The organism is Caballeronia sp. J97, from assembly GCF_905220305.1.
Taxonomy (GTDB): Bacteria; Pseudomonadota; Gammaproteobacteria; order Burkholderiales; family Burkholderiaceae; genus Caballeronia.
Genome location: NZ_CAJMZL010000039.1, coordinates 24335 through 46500, shown reverse-complemented (window position 1 = coordinate 46500; position 22166 = coordinate 24335). Strand labels below are relative to the sequence as shown.

Annotated in this window: 20 protein-coding genes and 1 pseudogene; 10 read left to right on the top strand and 11 right to left on the bottom strand. The window is 65.8% G+C overall.

Annotation, left to right across the window (positions count from 1 at the left end; translation table 11 throughout):
• Window positions 1-253: 253 nt before the first annotated feature.
• Together U4Y90_RS31920 and U4Y90_RS31915 are read left to right on the top strand one after the other, a co-directional pair.
• A complete protein-coding gene (locus tag U4Y90_RS31920) occupies window positions 254-3457 on the top strand; it encodes an EAL domain-containing protein (protein ID WP_321800714.1) in 3204 nt (1067 codons plus the stop codon).
• 261 nt (window positions 3458-3718) lie between these two features.
• Entirely contained in the window at window positions 3719-4066 is a 348-nt protein-coding gene (locus tag U4Y90_RS31915; RefSeq protein WP_321800712.1) for a hypothetical protein, read from the top strand.
• A gap of 2 nt (window positions 4067-4068) precedes the next feature.
• On the opposite strand, the gene hpxZ is transcribed toward U4Y90_RS31915, so the two are convergent.
• The 5 genes from hpxZ to U4Y90_RS31890 are packed head-to-tail and all read right to left on the bottom strand — an operon-like array spanning window position 4069 to window position 8024.
• Complete coding sequence (gene hpxZ, locus U4Y90_RS31910; protein ID WP_321800711.1) at window positions 4069-4449, bottom strand: oxalurate catabolism protein HpxZ; 381 nt, start codon at window positions 4447-4449, stop codon at window positions 4069-4071.
• The gene (locus U4Y90_RS31905; RefSeq protein WP_321800710.1) at window positions 4446-5870 is read right to left on the bottom strand and encodes an AtzE family amidohydrolase; all 1425 of its coding nucleotides are present in this window, start codon (window positions 5868-5870) and stop codon (window positions 4446-4448) included. The genes hpxZ and U4Y90_RS31905 overlap by 4 nt, the downstream gene beginning before the upstream one ends.
• Entirely contained in the window at window positions 5867-6058 is a 192-nt protein-coding gene (locus U4Y90_RS31900; RefSeq protein WP_321800709.1) for an AtzG-like protein, read from the bottom strand. Before U4Y90_RS31900 ends, U4Y90_RS31905 begins: the two co-directional genes overlap by 4 nt.
• Before the next feature lie 11 nt (window positions 6059-6069).
• Entirely contained in the window at window positions 6070-7221 is a 1152-nt protein-coding gene (locus tag U4Y90_RS31895; RefSeq protein ID WP_321800707.1) for an amidase, read from the bottom strand.
• On the bottom strand, window positions 7218-8024 hold the full coding sequence (locus U4Y90_RS31890; protein ID WP_321800706.1) for a cysteine hydrolase: 807 nt from the start codon (window positions 8022-8024) through the stop codon (window positions 7218-7220). Before U4Y90_RS31890 ends, U4Y90_RS31895 begins: the two co-directional genes overlap by 4 nt.
• A gap of 197 nt (window positions 8025-8221) precedes the next feature.
• Here U4Y90_RS31890 and U4Y90_RS31885 point away from each other — a divergent pair, with 197 nt between their 5' ends.
• From U4Y90_RS31885 to U4Y90_RS31865, 5 genes and pseudogenes are all read left to right on the top strand, one after another.
• The gene (locus tag U4Y90_RS31885) at window positions 8222-9247 is read left to right on the top strand and encodes a BMP family protein (RefSeq protein ID WP_321800705.1); all 1026 of its coding nucleotides are present in this window, start codon (window positions 8222-8224) and stop codon (window positions 9245-9247) included.
• Window positions 9244-10815, top strand: a complete 1572-nt coding sequence (locus U4Y90_RS31880; protein ID WP_321800704.1) for an ABC transporter ATP-binding protein — start codon at window positions 9244-9246, stop codon at window positions 10813-10815. Before U4Y90_RS31885 ends, U4Y90_RS31880 begins: the two co-directional genes overlap by 4 nt.
• Window positions 10812-11930, top strand: coding sequence for an ABC transporter permease (locus U4Y90_RS31875; protein ID WP_321800703.1), 1119 nt, complete (start codon window positions 10812-10814; stop codon window positions 11928-11930). The genes U4Y90_RS31880 and U4Y90_RS31875 overlap by 4 nt, the downstream gene beginning before the upstream one ends.
• Window positions 11927-12844, top strand: coding sequence for an ABC transporter permease (locus tag U4Y90_RS31870; protein WP_321800701.1), 918 nt, complete (start codon window positions 11927-11929; stop codon window positions 12842-12844). The genes U4Y90_RS31875 and U4Y90_RS31870 overlap by 4 nt, the downstream gene beginning before the upstream one ends.
• Before the next feature lie 65 nt (window positions 12845-12909).
• A pseudogene (locus tag U4Y90_RS31865) lies at window positions 12910-13601 on the top strand (TetR family transcriptional regulator).
• A 6-nt stretch (window positions 13602-13607) separates the two neighbouring features.
• On the opposite strand, the gene U4Y90_RS31860 reads toward U4Y90_RS31865, so the two are convergent.
• Genes U4Y90_RS31860 through U4Y90_RS31845 form a run of 4 tightly spaced genes read right to left on the bottom strand, consistent with a single transcriptional unit; the run spans window position 13608 to window position 17818 of the window.
• Window positions 13608-14504, bottom strand: coding sequence for an ABC transporter permease (locus U4Y90_RS31860; RefSeq protein ID WP_321800699.1), 897 nt, complete (start codon window positions 14502-14504; stop codon window positions 13608-13610).
• Between the two features lies 1 nt (window position 14505).
• Complete coding sequence (locus tag U4Y90_RS31855; protein WP_321800698.1) at window positions 14506-15420, bottom strand: ABC transporter permease; 915 nt, start codon at window positions 15418-15420, stop codon at window positions 14506-14508.
• A gap of 16 nt (window positions 15421-15436) precedes the next feature.
• The gene (locus tag U4Y90_RS31850) at window positions 15437-16726 is read right to left on the bottom strand and encodes an ABC transporter substrate-binding protein (RefSeq protein ID WP_321800697.1); all 1290 of its coding nucleotides are present in this window, start codon (window positions 16724-16726) and stop codon (window positions 15437-15439) included.
• A gap of 36 nt (window positions 16727-16762) precedes the next feature.
• Window positions 16763-17818, bottom strand: a complete 1056-nt coding sequence (locus U4Y90_RS31845; protein WP_321800696.1) for an ABC transporter ATP-binding protein — start codon at window positions 17816-17818, stop codon at window positions 16763-16765.
• 272 nt (window positions 17819-18090) lie between these two features.
• On the opposite strand from U4Y90_RS31845, the gene U4Y90_RS31840 reads away from it, so the two are divergent.
• The 3 genes from U4Y90_RS31840 to U4Y90_RS31830 are packed head-to-tail and all read left to right on the top strand — an operon-like array spanning window position 18091 to window position 20298.
• A complete protein-coding gene (locus U4Y90_RS31840; protein WP_321800695.1) occupies window positions 18091-19008 on the top strand; it encodes a polysaccharide deacetylase family protein in 918 nt (305 codons plus the stop codon).
• Window positions 19005-19709 carry a GntR family transcriptional regulator gene (locus U4Y90_RS31835; protein WP_321800693.1) on the top strand — a complete coding sequence of 235 codons (705 nt, stop codon included), beginning with the start codon at window positions 19005-19007 and terminating at the stop codon, window positions 19707-19709. The genes U4Y90_RS31840 and U4Y90_RS31835 overlap by 4 nt, the downstream gene beginning before the upstream one ends.
• 1 nt (window position 19710) lies before the next feature.
• Window positions 19711-20298 (top strand): flavin reductase family protein, encoded by a 588-nt coding sequence (locus U4Y90_RS31830; RefSeq protein ID WP_321800691.1) that lies wholly within the window; start codon window positions 19711-19713, stop codon window positions 20296-20298.
• Here U4Y90_RS31830 and U4Y90_RS31825 read toward each other — a convergent pair.
• Together U4Y90_RS31825 and U4Y90_RS31820 are read right to left on the bottom strand one after the other, a co-directional pair.
• Window positions 20273-21619, bottom strand: coding sequence for a type II toxin-antitoxin system HipA family toxin (locus tag U4Y90_RS31825; RefSeq protein ID WP_321800732.1), 1347 nt, complete (start codon window positions 21617-21619; stop codon window positions 20273-20275). The genes U4Y90_RS31830 and U4Y90_RS31825 overlap by 26 nt on opposite strands.
• A complete protein-coding gene (locus U4Y90_RS31820) occupies window positions 21619-21972 on the bottom strand; it encodes a helix-turn-helix transcriptional regulator (RefSeq protein WP_321800690.1) in 354 nt (117 codons plus the stop codon). The genes U4Y90_RS31825 and U4Y90_RS31820 overlap by 1 nt, the downstream gene beginning before the upstream one ends.
• Window positions 21973-22166: the final 194 nt, after the last annotated feature.

The window sequence follows — 22166 nt, the reverse complement described above, 5'->3', positions numbered from 1 at the left end:
ATCCGCTGGTGCATGGCGTCGCCGCTCGCGCACCGCGAACGAGCAATCAAGCACTCAAATAGGGAAAATCAATCGAAAACTAAAGTTGCATAAAGGCTGGCCGTTAGCACGGCATATCGGTCCGGCTCGACCTTCAGCCGGCGCGCCGACCATGCATGGGACCTTCCTGGTGCGTCACCTTCGATCCGGCCGCCGGTCGCGCCGCGTCATGCATCGGCGCGAGGACCGTGTCTCGGGCGGAGGAATACGGTTCATGAAGCGCAACATCTTTTTCGGGCTGCTCGCGCGGCTGAGAGTCGGCCACAAGTTGCTGCTCATCTACCTGCTCGATCTGAGCGCGGTGATCTATATCAGCGGCATCCTGATTCACGAGAAATATCTCGCCATCGACTTCTCGAACAAGGAGATCGTCGGCAACGCGTATGTGCATGGCGTGAAGAACGCGCTGATCGATGTCGCGCTCGCGGGAGCGGGGCAGCATCGGTCGCGCGAGAACTGGCAGGCGACCATCGCCGGTCTTGCGAAGGACGAAGCGCAATACGGCGAGCACATGAAGAGCGCCGCGCTCAATCGCGACTTGCGCGACGCGCTCGATGCGCTGTCGCGCGAAACGCGGCCGAATGCGGCCACGACGACGGCCGCGCTCGACGTGTGCCGCGAGCTCATCACGCGCATCGGGAACCAGTCGAACCTGATTCTCGACCCCGACCTCGACAGCTACTACGCGATGTCCCAGTCGATCCTGCGCTATCCGGCCCTGCTCGATGCGGCCAACGATATCGGCAGACATCTGCACGAGGGCCTCAGCACGGCGCGCTCGCGCGAGGAAGTGCGCACGCGCTATCTCGTGCTCGAAGGTCAGCTCGATGCGGTCATGCAGGGCTTGCGCTCCGATTTCTCGGAAGCGGGCGCGGCGAATCACGAGCTGGAAACGTCGCTGGCGCCTTCGGTGGCGCGCATGCGCACGGCCGTCGAGGCGTTTCGTCATGCCGCGCGCATCGTCGTGGATGGCGAGGGCGCGCCCGATGCCGCGGCGCTGTCCGTCGTCGATACGGCGCAACAGGCGCTCGTCGCCAGCGCGAGCGTGAGCTGGGGCCTGACGGGCGAGCATCTCGACGAACTGCTGCATGCGCGTGTCGAAGGGCTGTTTTCGCGGATGTGGCTGCATCTCGGCACCGCGCTCTTCCTGTTGTGCGGCATTCTCGCGATGGTCTATTGCGTCGCGCAGCAGATCTCGTCGCCGTTGCGCAAGCTCGCGCGCGTGATGGACCTCGTCCGGCGCACGGGCGATCACTCGCAGCGAGCGGTCTGGCACAGCCAGGACGAGATCGGGCAACTCGTGCGCGGCTTCAACGAGATGCTCGCTCAGCTCGATCACGAACGCGACGTGCAGAAGGAGCTCGCGGCCACGACGCGCGCATCGGCGGCGCAATACGCGCTCGTCGAGGCGACGCCGGTGCCGATGGTCGTCACCGCGATCCCGGGCCATGAAGTGCTGCATGCGAATCAGCCGGGCCTCTTCTGGCTCAACGGCTGCGCGACCGATCCGTGGGCCTTCGGACTGGATTCGTCGACGCGTGCGCGCTTTTTCCAGCAGTTGTCCGACCGCGAGGCCATCGACGAATTCGAGGTTCACTGGAAAGCGACCGCGCAGCCGACCTGGGCGATGCTGTCCGCGCGCCGCCTCGACTTTCAGGGCCGCGATGCGATTCTCACGGCCTTCACGCCGATCAACCAGATCAAGCTGATGGAGCAGCGTCTGGAGTTGTGGGGCAGGGTGTTCGAAGCGTCGTCGGAAGCGATCGTGATCCTCGATGCCGACGCCCGTCTCGTCACCGCCAATCCGTCCTTCTACCGCGCGACGGGCTTTCGCAGCGACGATGTCGTCGGCAAAACGCCCGGCTTCATCGTCGCGGATGCGCAAGGCGACGAGCGCGGCATCGTCGCGCGGCTCGTCGATCGCATCGAGCGCAGCGGCACATGGAACGGCGAGGCGGAGGTGCGGCGGCGCGAGGGTGGCGGCTATCCCGCGTGGCTCATGGTCAGCACCGTGCGCGACAAGCGCAGCAGCGTGTCGCATTACATCTGCACGCTGATCGACATCACCGACCGCAAGAAGAGCGAGGCGCGCATCCAGTTTCTCGCGGAGCACGACGTGCTCACGGAACTGCCCAACCGCGCGTTGTTCGGCACGCGCCTCGAAGTGTCGATCGCGCAGGCGCAACGCGCTGGCAAGCGTGTCGCCGTGCTGTTCATCGATCTCGACCGCTTCAAGAACATCAACGATTCGCTCGGCCACCATGTCGGCGACGGCCTGCTGCGCTCGGTGTCGCGGCGTCTGCTTCAGGCGGTGCGCAGCAAGGACACGGTCAGCCGTCTCGGCGGCGACGAATTCACCGTGATCCTGAACGACGTGAGCAACGCGAGCGATGTGATGCGCACCATCGATCAACGTCTCGTCGCGCTGTTGCGGCAACCCCACGACGTCGCCGGCATGACCTTGCAGGTGTCGTGCAGCGTGGGCGTCGCGCTCTATCCCGATGACGGCGCGGACATCGACACGCTCATGCAGAACGCCGACGCGGCGATGTATCAGGCGAAGGCCGCGGGGCGCAATCTCGTCAAGTTCTTCTCGGCGGACATGGCGGAGCACGCCCGGCACCGGCTCTCGCTCGAAGTGTGTCTGCGCACGGCGGTGGAGCGGCGCGAACTGAGGCTCGCGTGGCAGCCGTGCCTCGATGCGCGCACGGGCATGCTGACGAGCGTCGAAGGGCTGTTGCGCTGGGACAGCGCGCTGCTCGGCAAGGTGATGCCGACGCAGTTCATCCCCGTGGCGGAGGAGACTCGGCTCATCATTTCCATTGGCGCGTGGGTGATCGACGAAGCGTGCCGGCAGGTCGCCGCCTGGCGCGAGCACGACGGCCTCGCGCTCGCCGCGTCCGTCAATGTCTCGGCGATCCAGCTCGGCGACCCGCAACTCATCGGCACGCTCGCGCGCAGCCTGGCGACGCATCGCGTGCCGCCGCATTGCCTCGAACTGGAGATCACCGAAACGGTGCTGATGGACAGCGCCGAAAGTTACGTGTCCGCGATTCGCGCGATTCGCGCGCTCGGCGTGAAGCTCTCTCTCGATGACTTCGGCACCGGCTATTCGAGCCTGAGCTACTTGAACCGCTTCCCGTTGGACCGGCTGAAGATCGACCGCAAGTTCGTGCACGACATGCTCGATGCGCCCGCGGATCTCGCGATCGTCAAGGCGATCATCGATCTGGGACACGAGCTCGGCTTGCGCGTGGTGGCCGAGGGCGTCGAAAGCGAGCATCAGGCGGATACGTTGCGCGGAATCGGCTGCGACGAGCTTCAGGGCTTTCTGTTCTCCGAGGCCTTGCCGGCGGCCGCGCTGCTGGAATGGTCCAGGGCGATGGATGCGCGCGAAACGGTGATGCCTGAGCGCTAGGGGTTTTTCGCGGATGAACCGGCTAGGCGACCGCGCGCGCGGAAACACCGTCGTTTTCCTGCGTTCGTTTTTATCGAGACACGCTCACGAAAGCCAGTTCGCCTGCCGATAGGATGAGCAGTCCTGTCGAGATAGGAGGTGACATGGCGTTTCCTGAATGGGGGTAGTGCTCGTCGAATTCGAGCAAATGCGGTTCGTCGAAGTTGGCCCTGCGACCTGACGAGCGGCACATGAACGAGATTTCCAACGAGCTATCTGCGCATGGCCATTTCCATGATTGGTATCTGGAAGCGATCATTCCGTGGCGTGATCGACCCCAGACTTCCGGACACGCTTGTCCTCGGTCTGTTCGATTACGAGCGCGTCACTGCGACGCTTACGTTTGGCGGCGTCACGCGGCTCGGGATCGAGCCGGGTGGCGTGCTGAACATCGTGAACTCTATAGAAGTCGTCGAGCCCGATAGCGAAGCGTTTCAGCAAGCGCAAACTCTTCTCGCGAAATCGGCGCACGACACAAGGCGAGCAATTCACACCGTCTATCTTTATTCGACAGTCGGCGCGGAGATCGCAATCGAGTTCGACTCATTGCGTATCGAGATTGACGGCTGACCCTACCCATCCATCAAGCTCACATGCGCACTCACGACGCGCCAGCCCTCGGGCATCTTCACCCACGTCTGACTCTGCCTGCCGATGCGCGGCTCGCCTTCGCGCCGGAACTCGATATTGGTCACGGCGAACGCGTCGCCATACGTCGTCACGACGCGCGCCGTCACCGTGCGCGCGAGTCCTTTGCCGGGACGCGCGGCGCGAAATGCGCGGATCGCCTCGTAGCCGTAGAGGTTTTCCGTCACGCCATAACGCAGCGTCTGCGGCGCATCGTGGAAGAGCGTATCGAGTCGGGCGACGTCATTGCTGACGAGCGCCTGCTCGTAGGCATCGAAGGCCGCTTCGACTTCAGCGAGCACATCCGGACGATTGATCTCGATCATGCGTGCGCTCCTTGCGACATCGCCGCTGCATCGAACGATGGCGGCGGCGGGCAATGCGCGACCTCTGCCGCTTCGAGCCGGCGCGCCGCTTCGAACGCCAGATCCTCGCGCCACGGCGGCGCGATGAGCTGCACGGCAATCGGCAAGCCGCTTCTCGTGCGCATCGGCGCGGCGACGACCGGCAAGCCGAGACAGGACACCGGCTGTGTCAGCAAGCCGAGATTGGGCCGCACCGCCAGCCGCTCGCCGTCGATCTCCATGAACTCGTCGCCGATATGCGGCGCGACCATCGGCGTCGCCGGCGCGATCAGCACATCGTAGTGTTCGAACAACGCGAGCACGCGCCGCCGCAACGCCGCGCGCACGCGCTGCGCCTGCACGACCCACGCGGCTGGCAGCAGCGCGCCCGCGATCAGACGATCGCGCGACAAGGGCTCGCGCTCGTCATAACGCGTGCGCAAACTTTCCATATGCAACTGGCCGCCTTCGGCCGCCGTGATGAGAAACGCCGCGCCGCGCGCCGCCGCGGCGTCGGGATATTCGACCGTCCGCGTCGCGCCGAGCGCGTCGGCCGCTGCGTGCGATGCGTCGCGCGCTTCGTCGTTCGCGTGCTCGTCGAAGTAGCCGCCCAGACGCGCGACACGCAATGCGCCATGCCGCGCCGTCGCGGATTCGAACATGCGCTGCGCGCAGGCCGGATCGCGCGGATCGGCGAACTGCAGGGCGTCGTAGACCGCGACGAGATCGTCGACATTGCGCGCGAACGCGCCCATGTGATCCAGGCTCGCGACGAACGGATAGGTGCCGTGTCGCGACAGACGTCCATATGTCGGCTTGACGCCGAACACGCCGCACAGCGAGGCCGGCACGCGCACGGAGCCGTTCGTGTCGGTGCCGAGCGTGACGGGCACGAAGCCCGCCGCGACCGCCGCGGCGCTGCCGCCCGACGATCCGCCCGCCGAGCGCGCGAGATCGTGTGGGTTGCGGCACGGACCCGCATGATGATTCTCGGTCGTGAAGCCGTAGGCGAACTCATCCATGTTGAGCGCGCCGACGACTATCGCGCCCTGATCGGCGAGGCGCTTCACGAGCGCGGCATCGTTCGCGGCGGGCGGCGCATCGGCCAGCACGCGCGAACCCGCGATCGTCGCGAGACCCTCGATGTCGAACAGATTCTTCGCGGCGAACGGCACGCCCGCGAGCGGCGGCAATGCGTCGCCGCGCGCGCGTCGCGCATCGAGCGCATCCGCTTCGGCGAGCGCGCGTTCGCGCGTGATCGTCGTGAAGGCATTGACGTGCGCATCGAACCGGTCGATGCGCGCGAGCGTCGCTTCGATCAGCTCGCGCGCGCTGAAGGCGCCGTCGGCATAGGCGCGGGCGATGGCGAGCGCGCCATCCGCGAAACGTTGTTGGACTGTCATGGGCGATACACCGGCGCGGGTTCGTCGTCGGCGTAGACGCCGTAGGCGAGCACCGGCGCGGCGAGCTGCGCGATGCGGGCGAACTGTGCTTTCACGCGTGCGGCGGCCTCGCCGGAAAGCGCGGGAAAATGCAGCGCGAGCGCGCTGTCGGCGTACGCATCGAGCGCGTCGTCGGTGGAAGAAGGCATGAGGTTCACGCTCACGATAGGTAAGGAAAGAGTTGGCGCGCACATTCGATCAAGGCGCGGTCGCTGTTGCGCGGACCGATGAACGAAAGCGCGAGCGGCCCCGCGGGTTCGCTCGCGACAGGCACGGTGACCTGCGGCAAGCCTGCGAACGCGGCGACGCTGTTCATCGTCAGCGCATCGTGATAGAACGCGCCGATGCATTCCGGCGATGCGTCCTTGCTCAACAACGCGCGCGGCGTCGTCGGCAGCACGACGAGCGCGCCGTTCACGATGCCGTCGATGCGCGCGGCGAGCGTCTTGCGCAGCTCGCGGCATCGCCTGACTTCAGCGTCGTCGAGCGATTTCATGCGCGTGAAACGCGCCGCGATGTCTTCGCCGAAGCGCGGCGTGGCCGCATCGATCCATGCGCCGAGCGACGCGCGAATATCGTCGTCCTGCAACTGCTGATACACCTGCAGCCACGCAGCCTGCTCGCCCGCGAAGATCTCCGTTTCATGCCGCGCCGGCGACAGTGCGCGCAAACGCTGCGCATCGTGCGGCTCGCTCGCGGCGCGCGCATCGAATGCCTCCTTGAACGACACGAGCGATGCGGGCACGTCGACAGCGGGCACATCGTCGAGCAATACACCGGCGACGCGCGCGAGCATCTCGCCCGAGCGGGCGAACCAGCCGACTGTATCGAAGCACGGCGCGAAACGCAGCACGCCTTCGAGCGCGGCGTCGTCGTGGGTCGGGCGGATGCCCCACAGGCCGCAAAACGCGGCGGGCACGCGCACCGAGCCGCCGGTGTCGGTGCCGAGCGCGAAATCCACCTCGCCGCTCGCCACCGCCGATGCCGATCCGCTCGACGATCCGCCCGGCAACGCATGCGGCCAGCGCGGATTCAGCGGCGTGCCGTAGTGGACGTTCACGCCTTCGAGGCTGTACGCGAGTTCGTCGGTGATGGTCTTGCCGTCGACACGCGCACCGGCAGCGAGCAGCTTCGCGACGCAGGGCGCATGGCGTTCGGCGCTCGCGTGCGTCGCGAGCCAGTCGGGATTGCCGCCGCCCGTCGTGACGCCGGCCACGTCGATCAGATCCTTCACGGCGAAGCGCAGGCCATCGAGCGCTCCGCTCGCCGTCGCGTCTGCGCGGAGGCGCGGACCCGGAACGAAGGCGCTCATTCGGCGGCTCCGGTCAACGCTTCGGCGAGTTGCAGCGAATCCGCGACGAAGCCATAGCACTTCTTCACGTTCCAGATGCTCGCCTCCGTGCAGAACGCCGGCGACGAGGTCGCGCAGCAGTCGGTCAGCATCACGCAGCCATAGCCGAGAAAGTTGGCGTCCGTGAGCGTGTGCATCACGCACTGATCGGTGTTCACGCCCGCGAAGAACAGCGTGCGCGCGCCGAGGTTGCGCAGGATGCTGTCGAGCGGCGTGTCCCAGAAGCCGCTGATGCGGTACTTGTCCACGCGGATATCCTGCGGCTCGATCTTCAGTTCATCGACGACCGCCGCCGCCCACGAGTCCTTCTCCAGCACGCGCGCGCCATGTTCCGGCAATGCTTCGCCGAGGCCGATGCCGGTGCCCTTCGGCTTGTACAGATGCAACTGGTTGGGCGGCATGTTCGCGAGGTCGGGGCGGTTTCCCCAGTTCACCCAGACGACCGGCATGCCGTTGCGTCGCGCGATCGGCAAGAGGCGCTGCAATGGTGCAATCGGCGCGCGGTCCGCACCGTAATCGCCCCCGATATGGTCCACCCACCCGCCCTTGGTGCAGAAGTCGTTCTGCATGTCGACGATGACGAGCGCCGATCTCGCGATGTCGAAGCGCACTTTCTGCGGCTCGGAATCGAGCATCGCGATGCGTGGCGCGGGCGCTTGCACCGCCATGTCGACGAGCGTTTCGGTGGCGTGCCAGCGCGTCTGCGCGAATGCGCCGAGCGGGCCGCCGGTCGTTGCCGGGCTTGGGTTCGAGGCGTGGTCCATCGGGTTCTCCGAAGCGTTGGATCGGTGACGAATCGAGTGCTGCGAACGCAGCGCGCGACGACGTGAATCGCGGGCCGTCCGCGCGTCACGGGCAAGCGGTTCTTCACCGTGGCGAACGCACATTGGCATCGAAGTTGCAATGTGCATTTCAGTCATGAATAACCTACTTACCGAAAGTCAACGCAAAAGGAGTGCCAGTGATGCACAGCCCGCAACAAGCCTCGCGCGAAAAACTGCGCCGCCGTCTCGTGTCCCGCGTCGTGGTGATGTCGGGCGTCGTCGCGCTCGCCGTGCCCGCGTTCTTTCTCTCGTATGCGCACGCAGCCGATGACGCGATGCGCGTCGGCGTGCTGATCCCCGGCTCGAAGACCGACAAGGGCTGGATGGAGTCGGGTTACGACGGCGTCGTCGCGGCCCAGAAGGAGTTCGGGCCGAAGCTCAAGACGCAGATCATCGAGAACATCAACTACGCGGACATGGAGCAGGCGCTCACCAATCTCGCGACGAAGAACCAGCTCGTGATCGGTGTCGGCGGACAGACGCAGGCGGCGGTGCTCAAGATCGCGAAGCGTTTTCCGAACGTGAAGTTCGCCGTCGTCGGCGGCAACAAGGGCGAGAACATGCCGCCGAACGTCGCGGGCTATGACGTGAAGCAGGCCGAGATCGCGTTCGTCGCGGGCGCGGCGGCCGCGATGCTGTCGAAGAACGGCGCGGTGAGCTATGTCGGCGGCATGGAAATTCCGTCGATCGTCAACGCGGGCAAGGAGTTCGGCAACGGCGCACGCTACGTCAATCCGAAGATCAAGTACTTCGAAAGCTATACCGGCGATTTCGACAATGTCGCGAAGTCGCGCGAAGCGACCGCCGCCGCGATCGCGCAGGGCGCCGACGTTCACTATCACATTCTCAACCTCGGCTTGCGCGGGCTAGAACAGGCCGCGAAGGAAAAGAACACGCACATCATCGGCAGCTATACGGACCGGTGCGGCAGCGATCCGCTGTATATCGCGTACAGCATCACCGGCGTCGGCTATCAGGCGCAGTACGCGATCGAGCAACTGGAGAAAGGGCAATGGCAGCCGGGTTACAAAGCGTTCGGCCTCGCGATGGGACCGAAGGCATCCGGCATGGTCGTCTGCAAGTCGACGCCTGCGATGGACGCGAAGCTCAAGCAGATCGAGGACGACATCCTGAGCGGAAAAATCAAGGTATCCGAAGGATGAGCGCGCTGCCTTCTCCATCGCCCGACGCCGCGCCGATTCTCTCGCTCAACGACATCGGCAAGCGCTTCGGCACGTTCACCGCGCTCGAAGGCGTCTCGCTCGACCTGATGCCCGGCGACGTGCATTGTCTGCTGGGCGAGAACGGCGCGGGCAAGTCGACGCTGTGCAACGTGATCTTCGGCGTGCATCAGCCGGATGCGGGCGCGATGCGCGTGAACGGCGCGCCGTACCGGCCGCGCAATCCGCGCGAGGCGCTCGCGCATGGCATCGCGATGGTGCATCAGCATTTCAGTCTCGTCGACGATGCCAGCGTGCTCGACAACCTGCTGCTCGGGCAGGCGCGCGGCTGGCTCGATCGCCGGGGCGAGGCGCAGCGCGTGCGCGACGTGCTCGCGAGCGTCGGTCTCGAACTGCCGCTCGATGCGAAAGTGGCGGATCTGTCGGTCGGCGAACGGCAGCGCGTGGAGATCGTGAAGTGCCTGATGCGCGAGCCGCGTCTTCTGTTGCTCGACGAACCGACCGCCGTGCTGCTGCCGGCGGAGATCGACGCCTTGCTCGATACATGCGAACGCGTCGCGGCGCGCGGCTGCGCGGTGGTGCTGGTCACGCACAAGCTGAAGGAGATCAGCCGCATCGCCACGCACGCGACCGTGCTGCAATCCGGGCGCGTGGTGGCGCGCTCGGCATCGCCCGCGGCCGAGATCGACAGGCTCGTGCACGCGATGATCCATCGCGACGGCGACGACACTCCCGACGATCTGGCCGGGCGGCTGTCGCTCGTGAAAGGCGCGTCGCCGTACTCGCGTCCGCTGCACGACGAAGTGCTTCAGGTCGACGGACTCAGCGCGCGCGACGCGCAGGGCGTCACGCGTCTGCAGGACTGCACGCTCGTCGTGAATCGCGGCGAGATCGTCGGCATCGCGGGCGTGGAGGGCAATGGTCAGAGCGAACTGGGCGCGGTGCTCGCGGGCATGCTGGACGCATCGGCGGGGCGCTTCTTCATCGCGGGCCGGGACATGACGAACGCGAGCCCGCGCGAGCTGACGCAGGCGGGCGTGGGCATCGTGCCGGAGGATCGTCACGCCGTCGGCTGCGTCACCGGCATGAGTCTCGCCGACAACCTGCTGATCAATCACCTCGACCGCTATACGCGCGCCGGCTTCCTGAAACGTCGCGCGATGCGCACCGACGCGCTCGACCTGATGCAGCGCTTCGACGTGCGGGCGAGCGGCCCCGATGCGCGTTTCGGCGGTTTGTCCGGCGGCAATCAGCAGAAGGCCGTGCTCGCGCGCGAACTGACACTCGATCCATTGCTGTTCCTGCTCGCCGCGCAACCGACGCGCGGCCTCGACGTCGGCGCGGTCGCCGCCGTGTATTCGCACATCCGCGCGGCGCGCGATCGCGGCGTCGGCGTGCTTCTGATTTCCTCCGAACTCGACGAGCTGATGAGCGTCGCCGATCGCATCGTCGTGCTGTATCGCGGACGCATCATGGGCACCTGCACGCCCGATGCCGCTCATCGCGGACGCATCGGCGCGTGGATGGCGGGCGCGGGAGAGACAGCATGAATCCGCATATGAAACTGCAGGGCACGATCGGCGCGGCGCACGGCGCGCAAAGCTGGCGCGCGCGCGTGCCGCAATTGCGCGCGGCGGGCGTGATCGCCGCCGCCGTCGCGTTCGCGATGCTCGCCGCGCTCGCGCTGATCGCGATGATGCATGTCTCGATCGCCGAAGCGCTCGCCGCCTTCGCCGACGGCGCATGGGGCTCGCCCTACGCGATCGGCGCATCGGTCAATCGCAGCCTCGCGTTCGCGCTCGTCGGCACGGGCTTCGTCATCGCGGATCGCGCGAGGCTGACCAATGTCGGCGGAGAAGGGCAACTCGCGATCGGCGGCATCGTCGCGACGGCGATGAGCCTCTACGGCGGTTGCGCGTCGCTTCCGTTCGGCTTGTCGTTCATCGTGCCGATGCTGTGCGCCGCGCTCGCGGGCGCGATATGGGGCGGCGTGCCCGGCGTGCTGAAGGCGAAGGCCGGCACCAACGAAGTGATCAGCACGCTGCTGCTGTCTTTCATCGCGGTGTGGCTCCTGTACTGGTGCGTGCAGAGCGAAGCGCTGCTGCGTCAGCCGATGAGCAACGCCGCCACGTTGCCCGAATCGCTCGAAATCCCCGATCCGACCAAGCTCCCCGCGATCTTCGCCGCGAGCGGCATGAACCTGAACATCGGCTTGCCGGTGACTATCGCGCTCGCCATCGCATCCGCGATCCTGCTCACGCGCACGCGCTTCGGTCTCGCGTTGCGCGCGGCGGGGCTCAATGCCGTCGCGGCGAAACGCGCGGGCTTGCCGATCACGTCGTCGCTCGTCGGCGCGCTGGCGCTCGCGGGCGCGTTCAGCGGACTCGCCGGCGCGTTGATGCTGCAAGGCGATCAGTATTCGCTCAAGGCGGGCTTTTCGTCGGGCTATGGATTCGACGGCCTCGTCGTCGGCCTGCTCGCGCGCGGCTCGGTCACGGGCGTGTTCGCGGCCGCGCTGCTGTTCGGCTTTCTGCGCTCGGGCGGCATCAACATGGAAATGGTCGCGCAGGTGCCCTCGGCGCTCGTGCTGATCGTGCAGGGCATCGTCACGGTCGCGCTCGCGGGCGGCGCGCTCTGGCTCGACAACGGAGACGCACGCCGATGAACCTCGAACTTCTCGCAGTATTCGCGGGCGCGTCCATTCGCCTTTCCGCGCCGATGATGCTCGCCGCCACGGGCGAACTCGTCAGCGAGCGCGCGGGCGTGCTCAACATGAGCGTCGAAGGGATGATGCTGACCGGCGCGTTTCTCGGCGCGACGTTCTCGTGGCTGACCGGGCAGCCGTCGATCGGCCTTCTGTGCGGGATGCTCGGCGTGATTCCGCTCGCGCTGCTGCAGGCGTTCCTCAGCGTCACGCTGCGCGCGAACCAGATCGTGACGGGCATCGGCATCAACATTCTCGCGCTCGGCGGCACGACGCTCGCCTATCGCGCGGTCTTCGGCGAACGGTCGAGCGCCGTGATCCCGGGACTCGCGCACTGGTCGCCGCCGGTGCTCGGGATCCTGCCGCTGGTCGGCGAGCCGGTCTTCGGGCAGGTGTGGCTGCTCTATGCGGGCCTCGCCGTGCTGCTTGCAACGTCCATCGTCATGCGCCGCACGGCGCTCGGCATCGCGATTCATGCGACGGGCGTCGCGCCGCGCGCGGTCGATCAATCCGGCTTGCCGGTCGCGCGCATCCGTTATGGCGCGGTCGTGTTTTCCGGCGCGATGTCGGCGGCGGCGGGATGCTTCATCTCCATCGGCGACATTCACACGTTCACCGAAGGCATGACGAACGGCACGGGCTATCTCGCGATCGCGGCGATCATCTTCGGCAACTGGAGGATCGGCCGCACGGCGCTCGCGTGCCTGCTGTTCGGCGCGGCTACCGCCATGCAGTTCCAGTTGCCGATGTTCGGCCTGCACGTGCCCACGGCGCTGCTCATCATGCTGCCGTATCTGCTCGCGCTCGTGGCGGTGGCGGGCCTGATCGGCCGGCAGACCGCGCCGCCCGCGCTCACGCAGCCGTTCAAACGCTAACGGCGCCGGCGCGACGGAGTACCATCGTGGTTCGTCGCGCCGCATTCAACTCATCGACCGAATTCATGCCACGCACCGCCGCATCCGCCAGAGCCACCCGGGACGAGCCCACGCGCCGCCAGCAACTCGCCGCGAAGACGCGCGAGCGCATCTTCAGGATCGCGATCAGGGAGTTCGCCGACAAGGGCTTCAGCGGCGCGCGCGTCGAGACGATCGCGAGCCGCGCGAAGGTGAATATCCGCATGATCTATCACTACTTCGGCGGCAAGGAAGCGCTCTATGTCGAAGTGCTGGAGCATGTGCTCGCCCGGCTGCGCGAAGCGGAACTCGCGGTCGCGCTCGATGTGCGCACGGTCGATCCCGCCGCCGGCATCCTGCAGCTCTACGACTTCACGGAAGGCCACTTCGCGGCGCATCCGGAATTGCTGTGCTGCTGTCGTGGGAAAACCTGAATCGCGCGCGTTTTCTGAAGCGTTCGAAAGTCATTCAGGCGATGTCCTCGCCGGTGCTGGACAAGCTGCGCACGCTCATCCGGCGCGGCGAAGCGATGGGCGCGTTGCGCAAGGGAATCGATCCGCTGCATCTGTATGTCACGCTCGTGAGCCTCGCGTACTTCCACAAGTCGAACGCGTACACGATCTCGCGAATGTTCGACACGGACATGCTCGCGCCGTCGTGGCAGGCCGCGCACAAGGCACAGGCGCATCAGCTCGTGCATGCGTTCCTCGCCGGCGAGCGCGTGCTCGAACTGACCTGAGCGCGTTCAGCGCAGCTTCTTTCTCCGCTTCGATATCGAGCGCACGATCAGCAATCCGCCGATCATCACCGCGAGCGACATCAGCGTGGTCATGGTGCCGAGCGCGTAGATCACGGGCGTGGTGACCGATGTCGTCAGGCCCTGCAATTCGAGCGGCAACGTGTTGCCGTCGCCGATCGCCTGCGACGTGCGGGCGATTTCATCCCACGACAGCGTGAAGCCGAACATGCCGACGCCGATCACCGAAGGCCCGATGATCGGCAGCACCACATGCCTGAACGACTGCCACGGCGACGCACCGAGATCGCGCGCGGCCTCTTCATACGCCGGGTTGAAGCGGTTGAACACGGCGAACATCACGAGCAGGCCGAACGGCAGCGTCCATGTGAGATGCGCGCCGAGCGCGGACGTATAGAGGCCCATCGACGTGCTCCAGCTATCCGCGAAAGCCTGAAAGCCCCATTCGTTCGCCAGATATTTGATGAGTGTGTCGAGCAGGCGAAAGGTCAGGCCGATGCCGAGCGACACGATGATCGACGGCATGATGAGACTCGCCACCGACACATAGAACACGGCCGTGTCGCCGCGAAAACGCCGCCGGAAGGCGAGACCGGCCATCACGGAAAAGAGCACGGTCAGCACGGTCACCGCGAGCGCGAGCTTCACCGAGCGGCCGAACGCGGCCCAGATGTCGATATCGCCGACGCCGTCGCGCAGCGCCGCGAACCAGTGCAGCGAGACGCCGCGCATCGGAAACGTGAGGCCGCCTTCCGGACCCTGGAACGACAGGATGAAGATCGTGATGACCGGGCCGTACAGGAACAGCACGAAGAGCCCGAAGACGAGCGCGAGCCAGTAGAAGCTCGCCGGCCGATGCTCGCGATGCGTGATTGCGCCCGCCATGTCACAGCTCCTTTCTGATATCGACGACGCGCGTGAGCGCCCACACGATCATCAGCACGACGGCGAGCAGGATGATCGCGTTGGCCGCCGCCGCGGGGAACTGCAGATAGCCCGTCTGCACCTGAATGATCTTGCCGACCGATGCGATCTGCTGGCCGCCCATCACGCCGACGGTCAGGAAATCGCCCATCACGATCGTCACGACAAAGATCGAGCCGATCACGATGCCCGTCTTCGAGAGCGGCAGCACCACGTCGCGGATGACCTGCCAGCCGCTCGCGCCGCCGTCGCGCGCGGCTTCGAGCAGGGACCGGTCGATGCGCATCATCGCGTTGAAGATCGGCACGATCATGAAGAACGTATAGAGATGCACGAACGCGAGCGCCACCGAGAAGTTCGAATACAGCAGCCATTCGACGGGACGCTCGACGAGATGCGCCGACATCAGCGCCTGATTCACGAGTCCGTTGCGGCCGAGAAGCGGAATCCACGAGATCATGCGGATCACGTTCGAGGTCCAGAACGGAATCGTGCAGACGAGGAAGAGCACGGTCTGCATCGCCGTCGTGCGCACGTGGAAGGCGAGGAAGTACGCGATCGTGAAGCCGAGCACGAGCGTCACGGCCCAGACGATCGCGCAGAACTTCAGCGTCGACCAGTACGTCTTGAAGGTCACGCAGACATCGGTGAAAGAGCCGCAGCCGTCGAAGATCGCCGCATAGTTCTTCAGCGTGAACGCCGGGATGATCTGATATTCGTTGAAGTCCCAGAAGCTCACGATCAGCGTGATCACGAGCGGCACGATGAAGAACAGCACGAAGGTGAGCGTGAGCGGCGTCGCCTGCAGCCACGCGCTCACGCGGCGGTGGCGCACCGACGCTGCCTGCGTCTGCTGGAGATATTCGACAGAGGCCATCGTTATGCTTTCCTCGTCATGCGGCGATGAACTCGTTCCACTTCTGGACCATGTAGATGTTCTCGTCCATCACCGCATTCCAGCACGCGATCGCGCCCATGCGCTGCGTGTACGAGCCGCCGTCGCGCACGCTGCCGGCTTTTTCGAGCAACTGTCCGTCGGGTGCGTGGATGTCCTTGGCGGCGGCTTTGCCTTCCATCCAGTAGTCCCATTCGTACGCTTCCATATGGGTCTTCGCCGTCTCCGTGACGCCCGGATAGTAGCCCTGACGCATCAGATACGCGCCGGCCCAGCCGTCCTGAAACCAGTTGACGAATTCATACGCCGCGTCGAGCTTCTTTCCCTGCAACGAGCGCGGAAAGCCGAAGCCAGACGCCCAGGAGCGATAGCCTTCCTTCAGCGGCTGGAACTTGCACGCGATGCCCATCGTCCGGACCTTGGTGACGGCGGGCGACCACATCGACTGGATCACGACTTCGCCCGAAGCCATCAGGTTCACGCTCTCGTTGAAGTCGCGCCAGAATGCGCGGAATTGTCCCGCGCGCTTCGCCTCGATCAGGACCTTGATCGTCTGGTCGATCTCGGCCTTCGTCATGTTGCCCTTGTCGCCGTACTTGACCTGGCCCATCGCTTCGATCGCCATCGCCGCATCCATGATGCCGATCGCCGGAATGTTCAGGAGCGCGGCCTTGCCCTTGAACTGCGGATTGAGCAGGTCGGCCCACGTCGTGACGGGGCGCGAGATGAGATCGGGGCGGATGCCGAGCGTGTCGGCGTTATACGTCGTGGGGATCAGCGTCATCCATTCGGTGGGCGTCGCGCTGAATTCGGTCGAGCGCGCGCCCTTGAGGAACATCACCTTCTTCGGCGCGGTGCCCTGATCGCCGATCTTCTTGCCGTTCACCTCGCCTTTGGTGAGCACGGGCGTGATCTTGTCGGCGAGCTTGATGCGCTTCGTGTCCATGCCCGCGAGCGTGCCGGCCGGAATCAGCTTCTTGAGCGAAAAGTATTCGGTGTCGACGATATCGAACGAATTCGGCTGCGTGATGATGCGCTTGGTGACGTCATCCGTCGTGACGGGAATGTACTGAATCTCGATGCCCGTGTCTTCCTTGAACTTCTTTGCGATCTCCGCGCTCTGGTTCACCGCGGTGCCCAGATAGCGCAGCGTGATCTTCTCCTGCGCATGCACATATGGAAATCCGGCGATGCCCGCGGCCGCCACCGCGCCCTTGATGAACGTGCGTCGCGTGATGCCCTTGCTCGTCGTGTCTTCTTCGCCTGCGTTGCATCGATCGTCGTTCATGGGACTCTCCTCGAATTTGAAGTTGTATGCCTGCGTTCACGCGGCAAGGGGATGCGCGTTCTGCTCGTCCCACCACGCCGTCACGCGCGTGCCGGCGCCGGTGCGCAGCGGATCGTAGTCGGCGTCGCTGATCACGCAGACGAGTTCGGGCGAGCCGTCGAGCGGATCGAGCGTCATGCGCAGATGCGTGCCTTGGTATTCGGCTTCGCGCACCGTGCAGGCGAGTCCGCCGATGCGCGTGAGGCCGCTTTCGCCCGCGCTCGATCCGGGCGCGACGCCGTGCGGCGCGATGCGCAGATGATCCGCGCGCACCGTGAAAAGCCGTCCGTTCGAGCCGAGCACGTTGTGACCGCCGAGAAAGCGCGCGACGAATTCCGTGCGCGGCCGGTTGAACACCTCGTGCGGCGTGCCGCTCTGCTCGATATGCCCGTCACTCATCACGACGACGAGATCCGCGAGCGCCATCGCTTCCTCCTGAGAGTGCGTGACGTGCACGAAGGTGATGCCGAGCTCCTTCTGCCAGCGCTTGAGCTCGGCGCGCATCTGCACGCGCAGGAACGGATCGAGCGCGGAGAGCGGTTCGTCGAGCAGGAGGCAGCGCGGTTCGTTGAGCAACGCGCGCGCGAGCGCCACGCGTTGCTGCTGGCCGCCGGATAGTTGCGCCGGCTTGCGCTCCGCATAGGCCGACATCGCGACGAGTTCGAGTAGCTCGCCCGCGCGCTTTCTGCGCGCATCCTTCGCGACGCCGCGCACCTTGAGGCTGAATGCGACGTTATCGAGCGCCGAGAGATGCGGAAAGAGCGCATAGCTCTGGAACACCATCGCGGTGCCGCGCGCCACGGGCTGCTCGCGCGTGACATTGCGCCCGCCGATCAGCACGTCGCCTTCGGAGACCCACTCGTGACCCGCGATCATGCGCAGCGTCGAAGTCTTGCCGCATCCCGATGGCCCGAGCAGACAGCAATACGCGCCGCCGGGAATGCGCAGGTCGATGGCGTCGACGGCGAGTGCATCGCCATAGCGCTTCGAAACGTGCACGAGCTCGATATCGGCCAAGCTCGCGTGAACGACCGTGGATGCCGGATGAACCATGAAGGCGTGTCCTGTGTGTAGACGCGGATGAATGGAGCGGGCCAGTCATTGCAAGACATATGCCATTCGCGTTCGCGCTCGCGATTCGAGCAGGCCGTCACGATGGCCCGGGCACGCGCCGACAGGACGCGTCGACGAATTGGCGCGCATATTGCACACGATCGCGGACCCCGATCGTATGCGCGTGCAAGCACCCGGCGTGTGCGATCGATGTGCGGACTGGGTCCGCATTGGGGCATGACCTAACCAAACCGGTTCATCCACACTCGACAATGAACGACTTCGATCCGTTGAAGACGCATGGGCGCTTCGCCTATCGCCCGATACACGATGGCGATGGGTATCGCTGGCCCAACGGCGCAGGCCTCGCGGTCTATCTCGGCTTCAATCTCGAACACTTCGCGTTCGGCGAGGGACTGGGCGCGTCGCTCGGGCCGGTGTCGCCGCACCCCGACGTGCTCAACTACAGCTGGCGCGAGTACGGCAATCGCGTGGGCGCGTGGCGCTGCATCGAACTGTTCGATGCGCTCGACATGCCCGCGGGCACGCTCATCAACACGTCGCTGTACGATCACTGCCCCGAACTGGTCGAAGCCTGCGCCGCGCGCGGGGATGAACTCATCGCGCACGGCCACACGAACGCGCGGCGTCAGGGCGATCTCGACGAAGCCGGCGAACGCGCGCTGCTCGCGCATTGCCGCGCGCGCATGATCGAATGCTCCGGCGCGACGCCCGCGGGATGGCTCTCGCCGTGGATCTCCGAATCGCACCGCACGCCGGACCTGCTGGCGGAGACGGGCTATCGCTACACGCTCAACTGGTGTCACGACGACCGGCCCGTGCGCATGAACACGCGCGGCGGTCCGCTCTGGTCGATCCCGTATCCGCAGGAACTCAACGACCTGCCGATGATCATGACGCGCCAGATGGACATGCGCGATTTCGCGGACATGATCGTCGATCAGTTCGACGAGATGCTCGAACAGACGCAACGCGCGCGCGCGCAGCAGGCGCTGGTGATGGGCATCGCGCTGCATCCGTATATCGTCGGGCAGCCGTATCGGTTGCGGCATTTGCGGCGTGCGCTCGCGCATATCGCGGCGGCGCGCGAGGACATCTGGCTCACGACGCCCGGCGCGATCGCGGCGCATGTCGAGCACGCCGTGCCGCTGGCGGCGCATGTCGCATGAAGCGCGAAGCGGAGAGCGCGGACGCGCGCATCTATCGGTCGATCTTCGAAGGCGTGCTGAACCGCAGGCTCGCGCCGGGCACGAAGCTGCCCGAGCCCGAGTTATGCGCGTTGTTCGGCGTGGGGCGCGCGATCGTGCGGCGCGCGCTGGAAAAGCTCGCCTACGACGGCATCGTCGTGCTGCGTCCGAACAAGGGCGCGGTCATCGCGCAGCCGACGCGCGAGGAGACGCGCGCCATTTTCGAAGCGCGGCGGGCGGTCGAACGCGCGCTCGTCGAACTCGCCGCGCGGCGAGCGAGCGCCGCCGATATCGCCACGTTGCGCGAACAGCTGGAGCAAGAGCACGAGGCGATGCATCGCTTCGATCAGCCGTCGTGGGCGCGGCTCGCGAGCGCGTTTCATCTGCGCATCGCCGCGCTCGCGGGCAATGCGATCCTCGAACAGTATCTGACCGAACTGGTGTCGCGCTGCTCGCTGATCGTCGGCGTGTATGAGCCGGTGGGCAACGCGCCCTGCGAGCACGACGAGCACACCGCCATCCTCGACTGTCTCGAAGCACGCGATGCGCAAGGCGCGGTCGCGCACATGAACGCGCATCTGTGCGAGCTGGAGGCGCGCATCGAGACATCGCGCATGCCGGGCGCGAAAGGGCTCGCGCATCTGCTCGGCATCGATCCCGCGCAACGAACCGCATTGGAGTGACATGGAAATCGACTTCGGAACGATCACCGAGTACCAGCGCTACAAGCTGATGGCGAGCCTCATCGTGCCGCGTCCGATCGCGCTCGTGACGACGCTCGGCGCGGACGGCACCGTGAACGCCGCGCCGTTCTCGATGTTCAACATGCTCGGCGAAGAGCCGCCCATCGTGATGATCAGCATCAACCGGCTGGCCGACGGCACGTTGAAGGACACGGCGTTGAATATTCCGCGGGAAAAGGAGTTCGTCGTGCATCTCGCCGATGAAGCCATCGCGCAGCAAATGCATCGCTGCGGCGAGCGCTTCGCCGCCGACGTGAGCGAGCTCGACGAAGTGGGATTCACCGCGCTCGCCTCGACGCGCGTGAAGCCGCCGCGCATCGCCGAGGCGCCCGTCGCGTTCGAATGCGCGTTGTGGGAGACCCTCGAGACGGCGAGCCGGCATATCTTCATCGGCAAGGTGCTGACGCTTCACGCGCGCGACGATCTGATCGATCTCGATACATGGCGCGTGCGCCTGCAGCACTATTTTCCCGTCGGCCGCTTCGGCGCGAGCGACTATGTGACTACGCGCGAACGCTTCCAGATGTGAGCTTGCGGGCGAGCCGGCGCATGCCGTCGAAGATCGCATCGGCCACGTCCATCGGGAAGCCGCCGGGCAGGCGCGCGGCCACTTCGTCGATCACTTCGGGTGTGCGCGCGCCGAGTTCATCGATCATCGTCTCGGCGTCGGCGGCGGCGAGCCCGACGCGCCGTCCTTGCGCGACCCAGTGCCGCCGCTGGATTTCGCCGATCAGATAGTGGACGTTCTTGCCGCGAACGGCCATCGCGAGCCGCACGCGTTGCGCGGCGAACTGGTTGGGCCCCGTGCCGATGACCGGATGCGCCGACAGCACGTCGTAGAGCGGCGTCGATTCGTACTGGTTGCCGGCCAGATGCGCGATGCTGAAGTTCTTCGCGTGGCCGTCGGTCGCGGCGAGCACCCAGAAGACCATTTGCGTCAGGAAGAATCGGCGACGGTCCTGCCCGGCGCGGGTCGATCCGGCGAGCACATCCATGATCCGTTCGATGCCCGGGCCGCCGTCCGATTCGTATTTGAGCAGCGCGGGCGTGCCGGTGGCCTGGCACATGTCTTCCTGCGGCAGACGCAGGATCCACGACTTGTCGCTCGACAGGCGGCGATCGAAGCGCTCGACGACGAGCACCTTCTGATCGTCGAACCGTTCCATTTCGCATCGCGCGATAGGCAGGCCATACGCGGCGACGATCTTCGAGCAGAGCCACTCGTTCTCGACCGACGTGCGCATGTCGGCGCGCATGTTGCCGACGAGACCGAGCGGCAGCTTGAAGATATGCGTGGTCGGCGTGCTGCCTTCGGGCAGAAGCCAGCGCTTGCCGCGACGCAGCAGCGCGGTCTTTTCCTGCGCGCCGGCGATGGACAGCCGCAGGTCGTCGACGGGTTCGTGCTGACCGAGCTGCGGCGCGGATGTCGTCTCGCGCAACAGGCGCGCGATCTGCGCTTCGCTGAGCGCGCGGCCCGAGATGGTTTCGAGATCGACCGGCGCTTCGCCGGGCGGCAGCATCTGAAGAGCGCCGACGCAGTCGCGGCCTAGCTGGGCGAGCAACTGGAACGGCGTGGTGCCGCCGGTGCGAAAGCGCGTGGCGATGCGGCGGCGGATCGGCTCGCTGTCGGGCAGGAGGTTGTCGAAGAAATCCGTGACGACCTGCCCGCGCCACGGCTGATTGCCCGGCGTGAACGGCAGCGAGAGCGATAGCGGGCGGCCCTGCGGATCGGCGATCCAGTCATCGCGATAGACGAGGCGTTCGCCCGCGATGCCCGTTTCCCAGTGTCCGACCGGCAGGCCGTTCATCCACAGGTCGAGCCGTCCGGTTTGCGTGCGGCGCGCCATGATCACCAGTTCTCCCGCTTCTTCGCGTTCGCCGCCGCGGCGCGCTTGCGCGCGGGCCGGGACCGCGCGGGCGTTGCTTTCGCGGCGACGCGCGGCGGGCCGGCCAGGGCGGCTTCGTCTGCTTTCGCCGGACGTGAGGTTGCGGTCCGGCTGAGCGCGAGTTCCACATCGAGCGCGCGCAGGACCTTGAACAGGCGCTCGACGCTCACGGCCGCGGGATTGGCTTCGAGTTGTGCATAAGTCTGCTGTGTGACACCGAGACGCGCGGCGACGCCCGCTTGTGTCAGGCCGGCCGCCTTGCGGAAGCCGAGCAGGATCGGCCGCAACTGGCTCAGTGTTTTCAGGGAATAGTCCACCGCGTGCTCCTACAGGCTTGAAGCTGTAAATCGATTTTACAGCTTATCGACTGTTTTGCGGGAAAACAGTCGATCGACTGTAAAGCGATATCCGCGTGCGATTTCCAAATCATCTGAACAATAACCCCTTGGTTTGTCCCAATGGTCACCCCGGCAAGATTGAACGACATTCAATCTAAGGGCGCAGCCTCGAT

What these genes read in the sequence shown, in the direction of transcription:
- U4Y90_RS31920 (WP_321800714.1), top strand. Translation starts at nt 254, where the DNA reads ATGAAGCGCAACATCTTTTTCGGGCTGCTCGCGCGGCTGAGAGTCGGC.
- U4Y90_RS31915 (WP_321800712.1), top strand. Translation starts at nt 3,719, where the DNA reads ATGGCCATTTCCATGATTGGTATCTGGAAGCGATCATTCCGTGGCGTG.
- hpxZ (WP_321800711.1), bottom strand. Translation starts at nt 4,449, where the DNA reads ATGATCGAGATCAATCGTCCGGATGTGCTCGCTGAAGTCGAAGCGGCC.
- U4Y90_RS31905 (WP_321800710.1), bottom strand. Translation starts at nt 5,870, where the DNA reads ATGACAGTCCAACAACGTTTCGCGGATGGCGCGCTCGCCATCGCCCGC.
- U4Y90_RS31900 (WP_321800709.1), bottom strand. Translation starts at nt 6,058, where the DNA reads ATGCCTTCTTCCACCGACGACGCGCTCGATGCGTACGCCGACAGCGCG.
- U4Y90_RS31895 (WP_321800707.1), bottom strand. Translation starts at nt 7,221, where the DNA reads ATGAGCGCCTTCGTTCCGGGTCCGCGCCTCCGCGCAGACGCGACGGCG.
- U4Y90_RS31890 (WP_321800706.1), bottom strand. Translation starts at nt 8,024, where the DNA reads ATGGACCACGCCTCGAACCCAAGCCCGGCAACGACCGGCGGCCCGCTC.
- U4Y90_RS31880 (WP_321800704.1), top strand. Translation starts at nt 9,244, where the DNA reads ATGAGCGCGCTGCCTTCTCCATCGCCCGACGCCGCGCCGATTCTCTCG.
- U4Y90_RS31875 (WP_321800703.1), top strand. Translation starts at nt 10,812, where the DNA reads ATGAATCCGCATATGAAACTGCAGGGCACGATCGGCGCGGCGCACGGC.
- U4Y90_RS31870 (WP_321800701.1), top strand. Translation starts at nt 11,927, where the DNA reads ATGAACCTCGAACTTCTCGCAGTATTCGCGGGCGCGTCCATTCGCCTT.
- U4Y90_RS31860 (WP_321800699.1), bottom strand. Translation starts at nt 14,504, where the DNA reads ATGGCGGGCGCAATCACGCATCGCGAGCATCGGCCGGCGAGCTTCTAC.
- U4Y90_RS31855 (WP_321800698.1), bottom strand. Translation starts at nt 15,420, where the DNA reads ATGGCCTCTGTCGAATATCTCCAGCAGACGCAGGCAGCGTCGGTGCGC.
- U4Y90_RS31850 (WP_321800697.1), bottom strand. Translation starts at nt 16,726, where the DNA reads ATGAACGACGATCGATGCAACGCAGGCGAAGAAGACACGACGAGCAAG.
- U4Y90_RS31845 (WP_321800696.1), bottom strand. Translation starts at nt 17,818, where the DNA reads ATGGTTCATCCGGCATCCACGGTCGTTCACGCGAGCTTGGCCGATATC.
- U4Y90_RS31840 (WP_321800695.1), top strand. Translation starts at nt 18,091, where the DNA reads ATGAACGACTTCGATCCGTTGAAGACGCATGGGCGCTTCGCCTATCGC.
- U4Y90_RS31835 (WP_321800693.1), top strand. Translation starts at nt 19,005, where the DNA reads ATGAAGCGCGAAGCGGAGAGCGCGGACGCGCGCATCTATCGGTCGATC.
- U4Y90_RS31830 (WP_321800691.1), top strand. Translation starts at nt 19,711, where the DNA reads ATGGAAATCGACTTCGGAACGATCACCGAGTACCAGCGCTACAAGCTG.